The sequence below is a fragment of the Sporosarcina sp. Y838 genome (genome assembly GCF_056786515.1).
The window spans coordinates 450,568-466,434 of record NZ_JBXCJD010000001.1; the positions used below are offsets into that span (position 1 = coordinate 450,568).

Here is a 15,867-nt window from a genome sequence, read left to right on the forward strand (position 1 = left end):
TACACACGTGCACGGACGTCAGAAATGGTGCCGAGAGGTCGTTCTGTCGGATGAAGTACACGGAGGGAATCAAACCAAACAGGAGGAATAACAAATGTCAGTAATCTCAATGAAACAACTGCTTGAAGCAGGGGTGCACTTCGGTCACCAAACACGTCGCTGGAACCCGAAAATGAAGAAATTTATTTTCGTAGAACGTAACGGTATCTACATCATCGATCTTCAAAAAACGGTGAAGAAATTAGAAGAAGCTTACGCATTCATGCGTCAAGTGGGTGCTGATGGCGGGAAAGTTCTATTCGTCGGTACTAAGAAACAAGCACAAGATGCAATTAAAGAAGAAGCTGAACGCGCTGGAATGTTTTATATTAACCAACGCTGGCTTGGTGGAACACTTACAAACTTTGGTACAATCCAAAAACGTGTTGCACGCATGAAACAAATCGAGAAAATGGAAGAAGACGGTACATTCGACGTACTTCCTAAAAAAGAAGTTGGACAACTTAAAAAACAACACGAACGTCTTGTGAAATTCCTTGGCGGAATCCGTGATATGAAAGCAATTCCAGATGTTATGTTTGTTGTTGACCCACGCAAAGAGCGCATCGCGGTTGCAGAAGCAATTAAATTAAAAATTCCTCTAGTCGGAATTGTTGACACGAACTGTGATCCGGATGAAATCGACTACATCATTCCTGCGAATGATGATGCGATTCGTGCGGTACGTCTGTTAACAAGTAAAATGGCTGACGCTTTGCTCGAATCTAGACAAGGCGAAGACGAAGAAGCGACTCAAGAGGAAACTGTAGTAGCTGCAGAGTAAATCCAGTAAATGAAAAGACGATAAGCGGCTTATACCCTTATCGTCTTTTTTCGGAATTGACGGCTTAATATAGGAGGAATGGAAAAATGAAAATTACAGCACAAATGGTTAAAGAACTGCGTGAAAAAACAGGTACAGGTATGATGGATTGTAAAAAAGCGTTAACTGAAACAAATGGTGATATGGAAGCAGCAATTGACTTCTTACGTGAAAAAGGTCTTTCTAGTTCAGCTAAAAAAGCGGACCGTATTGCAGCAGATGGTACAACATACATCCTTGTTGACGGCAACGAAGCGATTATTTTAGAAGTGAATGCTGAAACTGACTTTGTAGCTAAAAACGAAGGTTTCCAAACACTTGTAAATGAACTTGCTGAGCACATTCTTGCTACAAAACCTGCAACAGTTGAGGAAGCGGTTGAATCGAAATTACCAAACGGATTAACAGTAGCAGATCACATTTCTAATGCTGTTGCTAAAATTGGTGAGAAGATTTCACTACGCCGTTATGAAATCCGTACGAAAACAGACAACGATGCATTTGGTCCATACTTGCACATGGGTGGTCGTATCAGTGTTCTTGTTCTCTTAGAAGGTTCAACTGATTCAGATGCTGCAAAAGATGTTGCGATGCATATTGCTGCATTAAATCCTAAATACGTTTCACGTGATGAAGTTTCTGCTGAGGAAGTTGAACACGAACGTAAAATCCTTACAGAACAAGCACTTAATGAAGGTAAACCTGAAAATATCGTAGCGAAAATGGTCGAAGGCCGCATCGGAAAATATTTCGAAGAGATCTGTGTTCTTGATCAGTCATTCGTCAAAAATTCCGATCAAAAAGTTGGGGACTTCGTAAAATCAACTGGCGGAACATTGAAAGAGTTTATTCGTTACGCTGTTGGTGAAGGAATCGAAAAACCTGAAGATAACTTCGCTGACGAAGTTATGAATCAAGTTAAAGGTAACTGATCCATTATAAAGTAAAATGAGGAACACACGCGTGTGTTCCTCATTTTTTAAGAAAAATAGTAGATGGAGGGTACAAATGAGCATCCCAAAATATAAACGTATCGTCTTGAAATTAAGCGGAGAAGCGCTTGCAGGTGATAAAGGTTTCGGTCTATCGCCAGAAGTTATCAAAACTGTTGCAACGCAAGTGAAAGAAGTTGTCGATCTCGATGTCGAAGTTGCTGTTGTTGTCGGTGGCGGAAATATTTGGCGTGGTAAAGTTGGCAGCGAAATGGGGATGGACCGCGCAACGGCGGATTACATGGGCATGCTTGCTACAGTCATGAATTCCCTCGCTCTACAGGATTCACTAGAAAAAATCGGTGTTGAAACGCGCGTATCGTCATCTATTGAAATGAGACAGGTTGCGGAACCATACATACGCCGGAAAGCTATTCGACATCTCGAAAAAAAACGGGTCGTTATTTTTGCCGCGGGTACAGGGAATCCTTACTTTTCTACAGATACGACAGCAGCACTACGTGCGGCTGAAATTGAAGCAGATGTTATCCTTATGGCAAAAAACAATGTGGATGGTGTCTATTCCGCTGATCCAGCGAAAGATAAAAATGCAGTAAAATACCTAGAACTATCATTTTTGGATGTCATTAACCAAGGACTTGAAGTTATGGATTCAACAGCTTCAACCCTATGTATGGACAACGATATCCCGCTCGTAGTATTCTCTATTATGGAAAATGGAAATATTAAGAGAGCTGTCCTTGGTGAGCCAATCGGGACGGTCGTCAGGAGGAATATATAATGGCAAACGAAGTTATGAACGAAGCGAAAGACCGTATGGAAAAAGCAATTGGTGGATATACAAGAGAACTGGCATCAATTCGTGCAGGGCGTGCAAGCGCTTCTATGCTGGATAGATTAACGGTTGAGTATTATGGTGCATCTACTCCGGTATCACAGATGGCTGGGATTTCAGTACCTGAGGCGCGCCTTCTTGTCATTCAACCATATGACAAAACAATATTGGCTGATATTGAAAAGGCAATCATGAAATCAGATATCGGAATTACACCTTCGAATGACGGGACTGTCATTCGCCTTGCAGTTCCAGCATTGACGGAAGATCGTCGTAAAGAACTAGTGAAGTCTGTGAAAAAAGAAGCTGAAGAAGCAAAAGTTGCAATACGTAATGTTCGTCGTGACGCAAATGAAGGCTTCAAGAAGCTTGAAAAAAGCAGTGAAATTACTGAAGATGAATTACACAGATATGGTGATGAAATTCAGAAGCTGACGGATTCACAGATTTTGCGAATCGATGAAATCGCGAAAGATAAAGAGAATGAAATCATGGAAATCTGATAGAAGAACTTTCTATATTTCTGGACGTCCTAATTTCAGGACGTCTTTTTCTTTTGCTAAGGAAACTATAAAGTTCACGGACCGTGGAAAACCTTAAATAGGCGATATTCCATATCTAGATTCCAACATCTAGAGGCGAGGATTAGGTTATGAGTCAGTCCAGGCTTATGGTAAATGACGCCGCGATTGCCTGCAGTACGCAGGTTATGGAGTGGAAAGATTGAACTTTATCACTCCTTGTCGCGAACTTAGACAGCCTTCCTTAAGTCGCCTTTTGGCTATAATCTCAGAATAGGTATTTCCGCGTTTGTTCCTTGAACAGCAATAAAAAATGAAATTAACCGTCTAATTTGTTACGATAGAGTATGAACTTGCTCTGACAGTAGCTGAGTGGAGGAAACAATATGCTGGATAAATTTTTTCGGAAAAAAACAGTGGTGCCAGAGGGCTTGTTATTGGACAAAATTGCCAAAATTCAAAGTAGGCCAATCCCTGCCCATGTAGCAATTATTATGGACGGAAATGGAAGATGGGCAAAACAACGTAATTTACCAAGAGTTGCAGGTCACCATGAAGGTATGAAAAAAGTTCGTATAATAACGCGTATTGCAAATGATCTGGGCATTAAAGTACTTACACTCTACGCATTCTCTACAGAAAACTGGAAACGACCGAAACTCGAAATAGATTTCTTAATGAAGTTACCTGGTGAGTTTTTAAGCACATATCTCCCAGAACTAATTGAGCAAAACGTGAAAGTTGAGATGATTGGGAACTTTGATATGTTGCCGACACATACAAAAGATGCAATTAGCAAAGCGATTGAAGAAACGAAACACAACGACGGTTTGACTTTAAATTTCGCCATGAACTACGGAAGCAGACTCGAGTTAGTTGAATCTGTAAAAGAAATTGCTGAACTCATTGCGGACGGTTCTATTAAACCTGAAGATATTGATGAAACACTCATCGGTTCCCATCTAATGACTGCCCATTTACCGGAACCAGACCTGCTAATCCGAACTAGCGGTGAAGTAAGATTGTCTAATTTCATGTTATGGCAGTTGGCATATGCTGAGTTTTCTTTCACTGATGTGTTATGGCCAGATTTTGATGACATATGCATGTTGAATGCAATCGAAGAATTCCAACTGAGAAATAGGCGGTTTGGAAGTGTGGAAGGGAATGGGGACGTTTGAAACAAAGGATACTGACTGCAATCGTTGCGTTAATTTTATTCGTTCCGCTAGTCATCATGGGAGGAATACCATTCACAATTGCGGTATATGTAATTGCAACAATTGGACTATATGAGCTATTGCGAATGAAAGACATACATCTATTTTCAATTGAAGGTTTTTTGACATGGATAGCGCTAGCAGTATTATTAATGCCTGCAGTTACCAGTGACAATCTATTTGAAATGATTGGCTATACAAAAATCGAATTGACATTTGCCATTGTACTTATTTTATTAATCTATACTGTCATTGTTAAAAATCGGTTTACGTTCGACCATGCAGCGTTTTCTGTTTTGGGCGCATTATACGTTGGAATCGGGTTTTATTATTTGATTGAAACACGGGTTTATGGAATCGAATATGTCGTATATGCACTTATGGTGATTTGGACAACTGATTCGGGTGCTTATTTCATAGGCAGAAAAATAGGGAAGCGTAAGCTATGGCCAGAAATATCCCCGAATAAGACCGTTGAGGGTTTTATTGGCGGAGTATTGTCCGCAGTTGTCTTTGCATTCATTTTTCAATACTTCTTCCCGGTAGCTTCAACTTACATAATACTTATTGTAGTGACAATTATAGCCTCAATTATTGGACAACTGGGTGACCTTGTCGAATCGGCACTAAAGAGGCATTTCGAGGTGAAAGACTCAGGACAACTTCTGCCTGGTCATGGTGGGATCCTAGACAGGTTCGACAGTCTCCTTTTCGTTTTGCCATTGCTTCATTTCTTACACTTCGTGGGTTAACGGAAAGGATGTCTTATGATGAAGAATATTAGTTTATTAGGTGCTACAGGATCCATTGGTTTACAGACGCTCGATATCATCGGTTCGAACCCTGAGAAATTTAAGCTCGTATCTTTTTCGGCTGGTTTGAATATTGATAAGGTACGGGAAATTGTTTCTGCGTTTCAACCGAAAACGGTATCGGTAATAAGACGAGAAGATGCTGAGAAGTTGCAAGCTGAATTCCCGAGTAGTCACTTTTTATACGGCGAAGCGGGTTTGATTGAAATCGCAGGGCACACAGGCGCTGACATTTTGGTTAACTCAGTTATTGGAAGTGTGGGACTCAAACCTACACTTGAAGCAATACGTGCGGGAATTACAATTGCTATCGCCAACAAGGAAACGCTTGTAGCAGCCGGGGATGTCGTTATGAATGAAGCTCGTAAACATGGTGTACCCATTTTACCGGTAGATAGTGAACATTCAGCGCTTTTCCAAGCATTGAATGGAGAAAATCCTAAACGTGTCTCTCGGCTTATTTTGACAGCGTCAGGAGGGAGTTTCAGAAATCTTACAAGAGATGAACTTACAAATGTGACCTTAGAACAGGCACTTGCTCATCCGAATTGGTCTATGGGGAACAAATTAACAATAGATTCAGCGACAATGATGAACAAAGGTCTTGAAGTAATCGAAGCCCATCATCTTTTTGGAATGCCTTATGAAAGAATAGATTGTTTACTTCATAAGGAAAGTATCATCCATTCCATGGTTGAGTTCGAAGATACAAGTATTATGGCTCAACTGGGGTCACCAGATATGCGAGTTCCTATTCAGTACGCCTTAACGTTTCCAGATCGAATCCCAATGCAAAACGCAAAACCGCTTCGTCTTGAGGAGATTGGCAAGCTCCATTTCGAAAAAATGGATTTGGTCCGTTTCAAAGCATTGGCGCTTGCCTATGCAGCCGGTAAAGAGGGTGGGACAATGCCAGCAGCCATGAATGCAGCGAATGAAGTAGCGGTATCGCTGTTCATGAATGGACGCATACCTTTTGTACAGATTGAAGACATTATTGAACGAGTGATGGACACGCATCAAACAAGTTCTGCTCTGGAACTAGAATCGATTTTAGAAACGGATTCACTGACTCGGAAAATGGTGTATGCTATGATAGAATAAGTTTTTTAGAAAAGGCCAATAAGGTCAGTGAAGGTGGTTTTTCATGGAAACCGTTATAGCGTTTATCATCATATTCGGTTCTTTGGTCTTTTTTCATGAACTAGGACATTTCCTGTTTGCGAAAAAGGCGGGAATCATGGTGCGCGAATTTGCAATTGGATTCGGCCCTAAAATTATTGGAATTCAAAAAGGTGAAACTTTATATACAATCCGACTTCTGCCGCTTGGCGGTTATGTCAGAATGGCAGGAGAAGATTTCGATACGGTTGAATTACAACCGGGTTATCGCGTAGGTCTCCTGATTAATGCTTCTAATGAAGTTGAGAAAATTTATTTGAACCGTAATGTTGCAAATCCGGATGTTCTGTTTCTGGAAACAGAATCCTCAGATTTGGAAAAAGAACTATTCATTGAAGGATATGATGATGAAGGGCAGCTAGTACGTTATAACGTATCTAGAAAGGCTATCATTTTTGAGAAGGGGCAGAAGACACTTATTGCCCCATACGACCGTCAATTTGAATCGAAATCTGTTGGCGCTCGTGCGATGGCAATATTTGCAGGTCCTATGTTTAACTTTATTTTATCTTTCTTCATATTCCTTGCAATCGGTTTGTTACAAGGCGTTCCAACATATGAACCTATTATTTCGGACGTCATAAGTGAGGGTTCCGCGCAAAAAGCTGGAATGCAAGATGGAGATTATGTCAAAGCAGTTGACGGCAATCCAATTAGCACATGGCAGGAGTTTGCTGCTATCATTCAAGAGAGTGCCGGCGTGCCTCTCCAATTTGAAGTGGATCGAAGCGGCGATTTGCTGACGCTGGATGTTGTGCCAGACACAGTTAAAGTTAAAGAGTCGGGAGAAGAAATCGGCCAAATCGGTGTGCGCTATACAAGCCCGGTGATTAAAAATCCGCTGAAAGCAGTTCAATATGGAGCGGAAGAAACGGTAACTTGGTTTGTCAGGATATTTGAATTACTGGGTATGCTTGTAACAGGTAAGTTCACAATTGACGCTTTATCGGGTCCAGTTGGCATTTACAAAGCGACGGAGGAAGTCGCGCAATACGGCGTATACCAACTCATGAACTGGGCAGCAATCTTAAGCATTAACCTTGGAATTATGAACCTACTACCATTACCAGCACTTGACGGTGGAAGGTTGTTGTTCTTCTTACTGGAAGCCATTCGCGGCAAGCCAGTCGACAAACAAAAAGAAGGAATGGTACATTTTGTCGGGATTATGCTCCTGATGGTACTAATGCTCGTTGTAACCTGGAATGATATACAGCGCTTTTTCTTCTAATGAAAGTAGTAAAAGTAGACATACAGCTCTGAAGCAATTCAGGGCGTTGACGTCTAGCCAATAGATCAGGATTTCAAAAACATTACTTGAGGTGGGAAACATAGATGAAACAATCACGAACATTCATACCAACAATGCGTGAAGTACCTTCTGACGCTGATATTATTTCACATCAATTACTCTTACGTGCAGGATTTATCCGCCAAAATACGAGTGGGGTATATTCCTTCCTTCCACTTGGCACTAAAGTGATTCGGAGGATTGAATCGATTATCCGCGAAGAAATGGAAGCGATTGAAGCCGTAGAAGTATTGATGCCTGCTTTGCAACAAGCCGAACTTTGGCAGGAAACGGGAAGATGGTTTAATTACGGACCTGAGTTGTTTAGACTGAAAGATCGTCATAATAGAGAATTTGCTCTAGGAGCAACGCATGAAGAAGTGATTACTTCCCTCGTCCGTGACGAAGTGAAATCCTATAAGAAGTTACCGCTTACGATGTTCCAGATTCAAACAAAGTTTAGAGACGAACAGCGTCCACGTTTTGGCCTTCTTCGAGGACGCGAATTCATCATGAAAGATGCGTATTCTTTCCATGCGACAGAAGAAAGTCTTGACGAGAAATACCAGGAAATGAAACAAGCCTATGTGAACATCTTCACAAGACTAGGCCTCGATTTCCGTGCTGTTTTAGCGGATGGTGGTTCAATCGGTGGGACAGATACGCATGAATTTATGGCGCTATCTGATATCGGTGAAGACACCATTGCATATAGTGACGCATCATCATATGCAGCCAATGTTGAAATGGCTGAAGTTAATATGGCATATGAAAAGATTGATGAAGACTTACAAGAGGTCGAGAAAGTTGCAACTCCCGAACAACGTACGATTAGCGATGTAGCTACGTTTTTGGACGTTGACGCATCGCGTATCATTAAAACGCTTGTTTTTAAAGCAGATGATGAACTAATTGCAGTGCTGTGCCGTGGGGATTATGAAATTAATGATATCAAGCTTAAAAACGCGCTTGGTGCAACACTTGTGGAACTTGCTAGCGAGGTTGAGGTTCAAGAACTTCTTTCTTGTGAAGTTGGTTCAATCGGTCCTGTTAAATTGCCAATTGATCTTAAAGTAATTGCAGATCACTCAGTTGCGTCCGTCGTGAATGGTGTCTGCGGCGCGAACGAAGATGGATTCCATTTAACGAACATCAATCCTGAACGCGATTTTGCAGTTGATCGCTATGCGGATCTTCGATTCATCCACGAAGGAGATATTTCTCCAGATGGAACTGGTACAATTAAGTTCGCTAAAGGAATTGAACTTGGACATATCTTTAAGCTAGGGACGACTTACAGCGAACCGATGGAAGGAACATTCCTTGATGAGAACGGCAGGGCTAAACCGTATATTATGGGTTGTTACGGTATTGGTGTATCCCGTATACTTGCAGCAGTCGCAGAACAGTTCAATGACGAGAATGGTTTGAAATGGCCTAAGAAGATTGCCCCATTTGATATCCATCTCATTACTGTGAATGTCAAAGATGACAGTCAGAAAGAATTGGCCGATGAATTATATACTATTTTGGAATCTTACAGATATGATGTTCTCTATGATGATCGCCCTGAACGTGTGGGAGTCAAATTCGCTGATTCAGATTTGATTGGCTTGCCAGTCCGGATTACAGTTGGAAAGAGAGCTTCTGAAGGAATTGTTGAAGTTAAATTCAGACAAACTGGTGAATCGACTGAATGGCAAAAAGAAGAACTTACCGAAAAACTACAGGCGTACTTCACAGCGGAATAAGTTAGAGGAGGGAAGGCCGCACATCGGTACTTCCCTTCTTTTTCACTAATGAAAGATTGGAGAGGCTTATGGACGCTTTAAATAAATTATATATATTGTTACAGCAAATCGGAATGACAGATGACCAATTTGTCATCCACTTTGAAAATGCAGAACTGAACCGTGTGAACATTCATCGGAAATCAAGAGTGTGGCAATTCAATATAACTTTAAATAAGCCACTACCGGTAGATATATATACAATTTTTTCTCAGCGCATCAATGAAACATTCTCTGCTATCGCAACGGTCAAGATTCATATATCGTCTGAAACCCAAGATGTGGACAACAAGTTAATCACAGACTATTGGCCGTTTATTATTGAAGAAATGAGCGACATGTCGCCACCGATTAGAGAGCGGCTGATAAGCCAAAAGCCGGTTATGCAAGGTGGTAAAATGACGCTACTTTGTACAAGTGATATGGAACTGCAAACGATGAAAAGTAAATACGCTTCTATCATTTCGGATGTCTACACTTCATTCGGTTTTCCAAGACCTGCCGTCGATTTCAAATTGACAGAGGAAGATAGTGGTGCCATAGATGCGCGTAAAGCATTTGTTGCACAACGTGATGCAGAAGAAGAAGCGTATGGTCAAAAAGCGTTAGCTGATTTGAAACTGCGTGAAACAACCAAGAAGGAAAATGGTAATGTTTCTGGACCATTCAGACTTGGTACACCTATCAAACCTGACGAGCCAATGTTGGAAATTCAACAAATTCAAGATGAAGAACGCCGAGTGACAATTGAAGGGTATGTGTTTGATACGGACGTGCGTGAATTGCGCAGCGGAAGGTCACTCCTGACAATCAAAGTGACCGATTACACGGATTCCATTCTTGTGAAAATGTTCTCGCGGGATGATGAAGATGCAGAAATGATGAAGACTTTGAAAAAAGGAGCCTGGATTCGTGCGCGTGGAGGTATTCAAAACGATACATTCGTACGCGACCTTATTATGATGGCTCAAGATGTTATGGAAGTATCACCTATTATAAGACAGGACAAAGCACCAAAGGATCGTAAACGCATTGAACTACATGCACATACAACGATGAGTCAGATGGATGCAGTTGTCTCCGCAACAGCTCTTGTTGAACAAGCAGCAAAATGGGGACATCCTGCCATCGCGATTACAGATCACGCGAACGTTCAATCATTTCCGGAAGCTTATTCTGCAGGAAAGAAAAATGGCGTAAAAGTTATTTTTGGACTGGAAGCATATTTAGTGGATGACGGAGTACCGATTGTTTTTGAAGAACAACACCGGAAGCTTGAAGAAGATACATATGTTGTATTTGACGTTGAGACGACAGGGCTTTCTGCGGTATATGACACCATTATCGAACTGGCTGCGGTCAGATTGAAAAACGGTGAGATTGTTGAAACGTTTGAGAGGTTCTCAAATCCGCATCATCCCCTGTCATCTACCACTACAAAACTTACTGGTATTACAGATGAAATGGTAAAAGATGCACCGGAAATCGGGGATGTCGCGAAGGATTTTATTGAGTTTATAGGAGATTCAATTCTTGTTGCACACAATGCAAAATTCGATATGGGCTTCTTTTACGAAGCATGTAAGAAATCTAGTTTAGAAGCAGCTGCTTATCCCGTCATAGATACGCTTGAACTCGCTCGCTTCCTTTATCCGGAAATGGGGAATCACCGGTTGGGTACGTTGGCGAAAAAGTTTGGAATCGAGCTGACACAGGCTCACCGGGCCATTTATGATACCGAAGCAACTGCCCATCTATTTTTACGTTTGTTGAAGGATGCGCAAGAGAAAGGCATCGAATACTTGGATGATTTTAATCGCCATATTGGTAAAGGTGATTCTTACAAACGAGCGAGGCCGTCGCATTGTACACTATTAGCAACGGATGACGAAGGGTTGAAAAATTTATTTAAACTCGTGTCTTATTCCCATATGGATTATTTTTACCGGGTTCCACGCATTCCGCGTTCTTTACTCGTCAAGTATCGAAAAGGTTTGCTCGTCGGCTCTGGTTGCGACAAAGGGGAAGTGTTCGAGGGGCTGATGCAGAAACCGATGGATGAGGTAGAGGAGATTGCAAAGTTTTATGATTACCTTGAAGTCCATCCCAAACCGGTTTACTCACATCTCTTAGAACTTGAATTGATTCGCGATGAGTGGAACATGGAAGATATCATGCGAAAAATGATCAAACTCGGGAAAAATACTGGTCTCCCGGTATGTGCAACGGGGAATGTCCATTATATTGACGAAACGGATGCAACTTTCCGTCAAGTGCTTGTTAGATCGCAAGGGGGAGCCAATCCCATGAACAGGCACTCACTACCTGCGGTCCAATTTCGGACAACCGATGAAATGCTTGAGGAGTTCGCGTTTCTTGGAGAAGAAATCGCGCAGGAAATAGTCATTGATAATCCACATGCCATTTTGGAGAGAATCGGTGAGGTAAAACCGATTAAAGATGACTTATACACGCCGACCATTGAAGGGGCGGACGATGACGTTCGAGAATTGACATATTCGATGGCACATGCAATATACGGTGAGCAGTTACCCGAAATCATCGAGGCACGCATTGAAAAAGAGTTAAAGTCAATCATTGGTCATGGGTTTGCGGTCATATATCTAATATCCCATAAACTTGTAAAGAAATCACTGGATGACGGGTATCTTGTGGGATCTCGGGGATCCGTTGGTTCTTCACTAGTCGCAACACTGATGGAGATAACTGAAGTGAACCCAATGCCGCCGCATTATGTTTGTCCTACGTGTAAAGTTGCGGAGTTTTTCGATGATGGGTCCGTCAGTTCAGGCTACGATTTACCTGATAAAATGTGTCCAGCATGCAAGACCGCTTTCAAAAAAGATGGTCAAGATATACCGTTCGAAACTTTCCTAGGTTTTAATGGCGATAAAGTTCCGGATATCGATTTAAATTTCAGCGGTGATTATCAAGGGAAGGCACATAACTATACGAAGGAACTTTTTGGCGAAGATTTTGTCTATCGCGCAGGGACAATCGGTACGGTTGCGGAAAAGACTGCTTATGGTTACGTCCGTGGTTATATGAATGACAACAATTTGAATTTCCGTGGAGCAGAAATAGACCGACTCGTACAAGGTTGTTCAGGAGTTAAACGGAATACAGGGCAGCATCCAGGTGGAATAATCGTTGTTCCTGATGATATGGAAATATTTGATTTCACGCCTATCCAATTTCCTGCGAATGACTTGAATTCAAGTTGGAAGACGACTCATTTTGACTTCCATTCAATCGACAACAACTTGTTGAAACTTGATATTCTAGGTCACGATGATCCAACAATGATTAAGATGTTGCAAGATCTCTCGGGAATTGATCCATTGACGATTCCACCGGATGATGAAGGAGTCATGCAATTATTCAGTGGTACGACTTCACTTGGTGTCACGCCGGAACAAATCGGATGTAAAACAGGAACGCTAGGCGTACCTGAATTCGGAACGAGATTTGTACGCCAGATGCTTGAAGAAACAAAACCATCAACATTTTCGGAACTGATTCAGATTTCAGGGCTATCCCATGGAACTGATGTCTGGTTAGGCAACGCACAGGAATTGATTCAAAATAAGACATGCGAACTTTCCGATGTTATCGGTTGCCGGGATGATATAATGGTGTACTTAATCTATCAAGGGTTAGAACCTTCGATGGCATTTAAAATTATGGAATCTGTTCGTAAAGGTAAGGGACTTACTCCTGAGTTTGAGGCGGAAATGAAGGTTCAGGGTGTGCCGCACTGGTACATTGAATCATGTAAAAAAATTAAATATATGTTCCCGAAAGCGCACGCAGCGGCCTATGTACTAATGGCACTGCGCATCGCATATTTCAAAGTGCATCATCCGATACTATACTATGCAACGTATTACACAGTACGGGCGACTGATTTCGATTTGTTGACGATGACGAAAGGTTCTGCCTCCATACGAGCACAAATTAAAGAGATTAACGTTAAAGGCCTGGACGCAACACCAAAAGAGAAAAGCTTATTAACCGTACTTGAAATTGCACTTGAAATGTGGGAACGCGGAATTACATTGGCGAGACCTGACTTATACAAATCTGATGCAGCGACATTCCTAATTGAAGGTAACACACTAATTCCTCCGTTCAATGCCGTCCCGTCTCTTGGGACTAATGTAGCTAATTCGATCGTAGAAGCCAGGAAAGATGGAGAGTTTCTTTCAAAAGAGGATTTCCAGCAGCGTGGCCGTGTTTCGAAGACAATTGTCGAGTATATGGACACTTTAGGTTGTTTGGAAGGAATGCCTGAGGCGAATCAACTTTCCCTCTTCTAGCACATTATTTGCTACATCATTTATCCTATGGTATGATGGGAACAACTTTTGTAATAGTCTTGCGCAAAAAGAGTGGGATTTCCCGCTCTTTTCTGTTGTTCTGTACTGTTTTTTACCAAAGTCGGAGGGGAGTCTAAATTCATTTTCGGCTTTGGTTAAAGCTTCCGGCGGATGCCACGGATTTTGTAGGGAAGTTAATCGTGCACGTAGCTGCATGATACAGGTTGGTTGGCTAGGTGGAATTGAGTTTCAATCCCCCTGGTTGTCGCAGAGATGCGACGTTTCTAGACTGACTTCTCTACTTAATCTGGTCGCAAATACGCCGAGGCGTATTTGATTACTATTTCGGGAGGGGTAAGATGAGCAATATTACGGAAGAAGTCGAAAAACTCGTTATTCCAATTGTTGCAGAACTGGACTTGGAACTTGTCGACGTGGAATTTATAAAAGAAGGCAGAGATTGGTTTCTACGAGTCTATATTGATACACCTAACGGGAGCATCGATATTGAGCAATGTTCTCAGGTGAGTGAAAAGTTAAGTGAAGAACTTGATCGTACTGATCCGATTCCACAAAACTATTTCCTAGAAGTATCATCACCTGGTGCAGAGCGTCCGTTGAAGAAGGAAGAAGACTTCCTAAAAGCAATTGGACAATTCGTATTCATTAAGACGTACGAGGCCATCGATGGCATGAAAGAATTCGAAGGTTATCTGTTAGCATACGGTCCTGAAGGCGCAGAAGTTGAAGTAAGTATTAAAACAAGAAAATTGACGGTCGTTATTGACAAGGAAAAAATCGCATTTGCCCGTTTGGCAATTGACTTTTCCGCATAATTGAATAGTAGGAGTGATTAATATGAGTAGTGATCTACTCGATGCATTGACTGCCCTTGAAAAACAAAAAGGTATTTCAAGGGATGTCTTGGTAGAAGCGATTGAAGCGGCACTAGTAACTGCATATAAACGAAATTTCAATCAGGCGCAGAACGTGCGAGTTGACTTGAATCTTGATAAAGGGACGATGAAAGTTTATTCCAGAAAAGATGTCGTCGAAGAGGTTGAAGATGATCGTTTACAAATCAGTCTTGAAGATGCACATAAAATCAATCCTGCTTACGAACTTGAAGATATTGTTGAGGAAGAAGTAACTCCGCGCGATTTTGGTCGCGTTGCTGCGCAAACTGCTAAGCAGGTTGTCACACAGCGAGTGCGGGAAGCCGAGCGCGGTATCATCTTTGAGGAGTACGTCGACAGAGAAGATGATATCGTCAACGGTATTGTTGAACGGCTTGACGCTCGTAACTTATATGTCGGCCTCGGTAAAGTGGAGGCTGTATTGCCGGTTGGTGAACAGATTCCGACTGAAACCTATCAGCCCCATGACCGAATCAAAGTGTATATTACAAAAGTTGAACGTACATCACGCGGTCCGCAAGTGTTTGTCTCAAGAACACATCCCGGACTTCTCCGTAGATTGTTTGAAGTTGAAGTGCCTGAAATCTTTGAAGGAATCGTAGAAATCAAATCGATTGCACGAGAAGCGGGAGACCGTTCCAAAATTTCAGTTCATACGAATAATGATGCAGTAGATCCGGTCGGTTCATGTGTAGGTGCAAGAGGTGCCCGGGTACAATCGATTTCAAATGAACTGAATGGCGAGAAAATTGATATCGTCGAATGGTCCGAGGATCCGGCTATATTTGTGGCAAATGCACTTAGTCCTTCGAAAGTAATTGATGTTCAGGTAAACGAAGAAGATCGATCTACCACTGTTGTGGTTCCTGACTATCAATTGTCACTTGCAATAGGTAAGCGCGGACAGAACGCGAGACTCGCGGCTAAGATGACTGGTTGGAAAATCGACATTAAGAGTGAAACGGATGCACGTGAACTAGGAATTTATCCGCCAGCTTTCAAAGAGCCGATTGAAGAGAGTCTGTTAGAAGAAGAGTCAACTGAAATCGATCCATATTTTGTTGAGGATGATGCTACAGAAATTAGTAGTACCGATTCAATCGATCTGTATACGGACAACGAAAACTGAAAAGAAAGGATGAGC

12 protein-coding genes are annotated in these 15,867 nt (G+C 41.9%); all 12 read left to right on the forward strand.

Annotation, left to right across the window (positions count from 1 at the left end; genetic code table 11):
• The first annotated feature begins 94 nt into the window (after window positions 1-94).
• On the forward strand, window positions 95-823 hold the full coding sequence (gene rpsB / locus AC1TO4_RS02180; RefSeq protein WP_482100465.1) for a 30S ribosomal protein S2: 729 nt from the start codon (window positions 95-97) through the stop codon (window positions 821-823).
• Between the two features lie 86 nt (window positions 824-909).
• A complete protein-coding gene (gene tsf / locus AC1TO4_RS02185) occupies window positions 910-1,794 on the forward strand; it encodes a translation elongation factor Ts (protein ID WP_482100466.1) in 885 nt (294 codons plus the stop codon).
• 76 nt (window positions 1,795-1,870) lie between these two features.
• Window positions 1,871-2,596 carry a UMP kinase gene (pyrH, locus tag AC1TO4_RS02190; RefSeq protein WP_482100467.1) on the forward strand — a complete coding sequence of 242 codons (726 nt, stop codon included), beginning with the start codon at window positions 1,871-1,873 and terminating at the stop codon, window positions 2,594-2,596.
• A complete protein-coding gene (gene frr, locus AC1TO4_RS02195) occupies window positions 2,596-3,153 on the forward strand; it encodes a ribosome recycling factor (RefSeq protein ID WP_482103948.1) in 558 nt (185 codons plus the stop codon). Before pyrH ends, frr begins: the two co-directional genes overlap by 1 nt.
• Before the next feature lie 404 nt (window positions 3,154-3,557).
• Window positions 3,558-4,352 (forward strand): isoprenyl transferase, encoded by a 795-nt coding sequence (locus tag AC1TO4_RS02200; RefSeq protein ID WP_482103949.1) that lies wholly within the window; start codon window positions 3,558-3,560, stop codon window positions 4,350-4,352.
• Window positions 4,349-5,143: a phosphatidate cytidylyltransferase gene (locus tag AC1TO4_RS02205; RefSeq protein WP_482103950.1), complete on the forward strand. Its 795-nt coding sequence runs from the start codon at window positions 4,349-4,351 to the stop codon at window positions 5,141-5,143. The genes AC1TO4_RS02200 and AC1TO4_RS02205 overlap by 4 nt, the downstream gene beginning before the upstream one ends.
• A gap of 18 nt (window positions 5,144-5,161) precedes the next feature.
• Window positions 5,162-6,307, forward strand: coding sequence for a 1-deoxy-D-xylulose-5-phosphate reductoisomerase (locus AC1TO4_RS02210; protein WP_482103951.1), 1,146 nt, complete (start codon window positions 5,162-5,164; stop codon window positions 6,305-6,307).
• Window positions 6,308-6,350: 43 nt separating this feature from the next.
• On the forward strand, window positions 6,351-7,616 hold the full coding sequence (gene rseP / locus AC1TO4_RS02215; protein WP_482103952.1) for an RIP metalloprotease RseP: 1,266 nt from the start codon (window positions 6,351-6,353) through the stop codon (window positions 7,614-7,616).
• Between the two features lie 104 nt (window positions 7,617-7,720).
• The gene (locus AC1TO4_RS02220) at window positions 7,721-9,427 is read left to right on the forward strand and encodes a proline--tRNA ligase (protein WP_482103953.1); all 1,707 of its coding nucleotides are present in this window, start codon (window positions 7,721-7,723) and stop codon (window positions 9,425-9,427) included.
• A gap of 68 nt (window positions 9,428-9,495) precedes the next feature.
• Window positions 9,496-13,806, forward strand: a complete 4,311-nt coding sequence (locus AC1TO4_RS02225) for a PolC-type DNA polymerase III (protein ID WP_482103954.1) — start codon at window positions 9,496-9,498, stop codon at window positions 13,804-13,806.
• A gap of 359 nt (window positions 13,807-14,165) precedes the next feature.
• Window positions 14,166-14,642, forward strand: a complete 477-nt coding sequence (gene rimP / locus AC1TO4_RS02230) for a ribosome maturation factor RimP (protein ID WP_482100475.1) — start codon at window positions 14,166-14,168, stop codon at window positions 14,640-14,642.
• A 22-nt stretch (window positions 14,643-14,664) separates the two neighbouring features.
• A complete protein-coding gene (gene nusA / locus AC1TO4_RS02235) occupies window positions 14,665-15,852 on the forward strand; it encodes a transcription termination factor NusA (RefSeq protein WP_482100476.1) in 1,188 nt (395 codons plus the stop codon).
• Window positions 15,853-15,867: the final 15 nt, after the last annotated feature.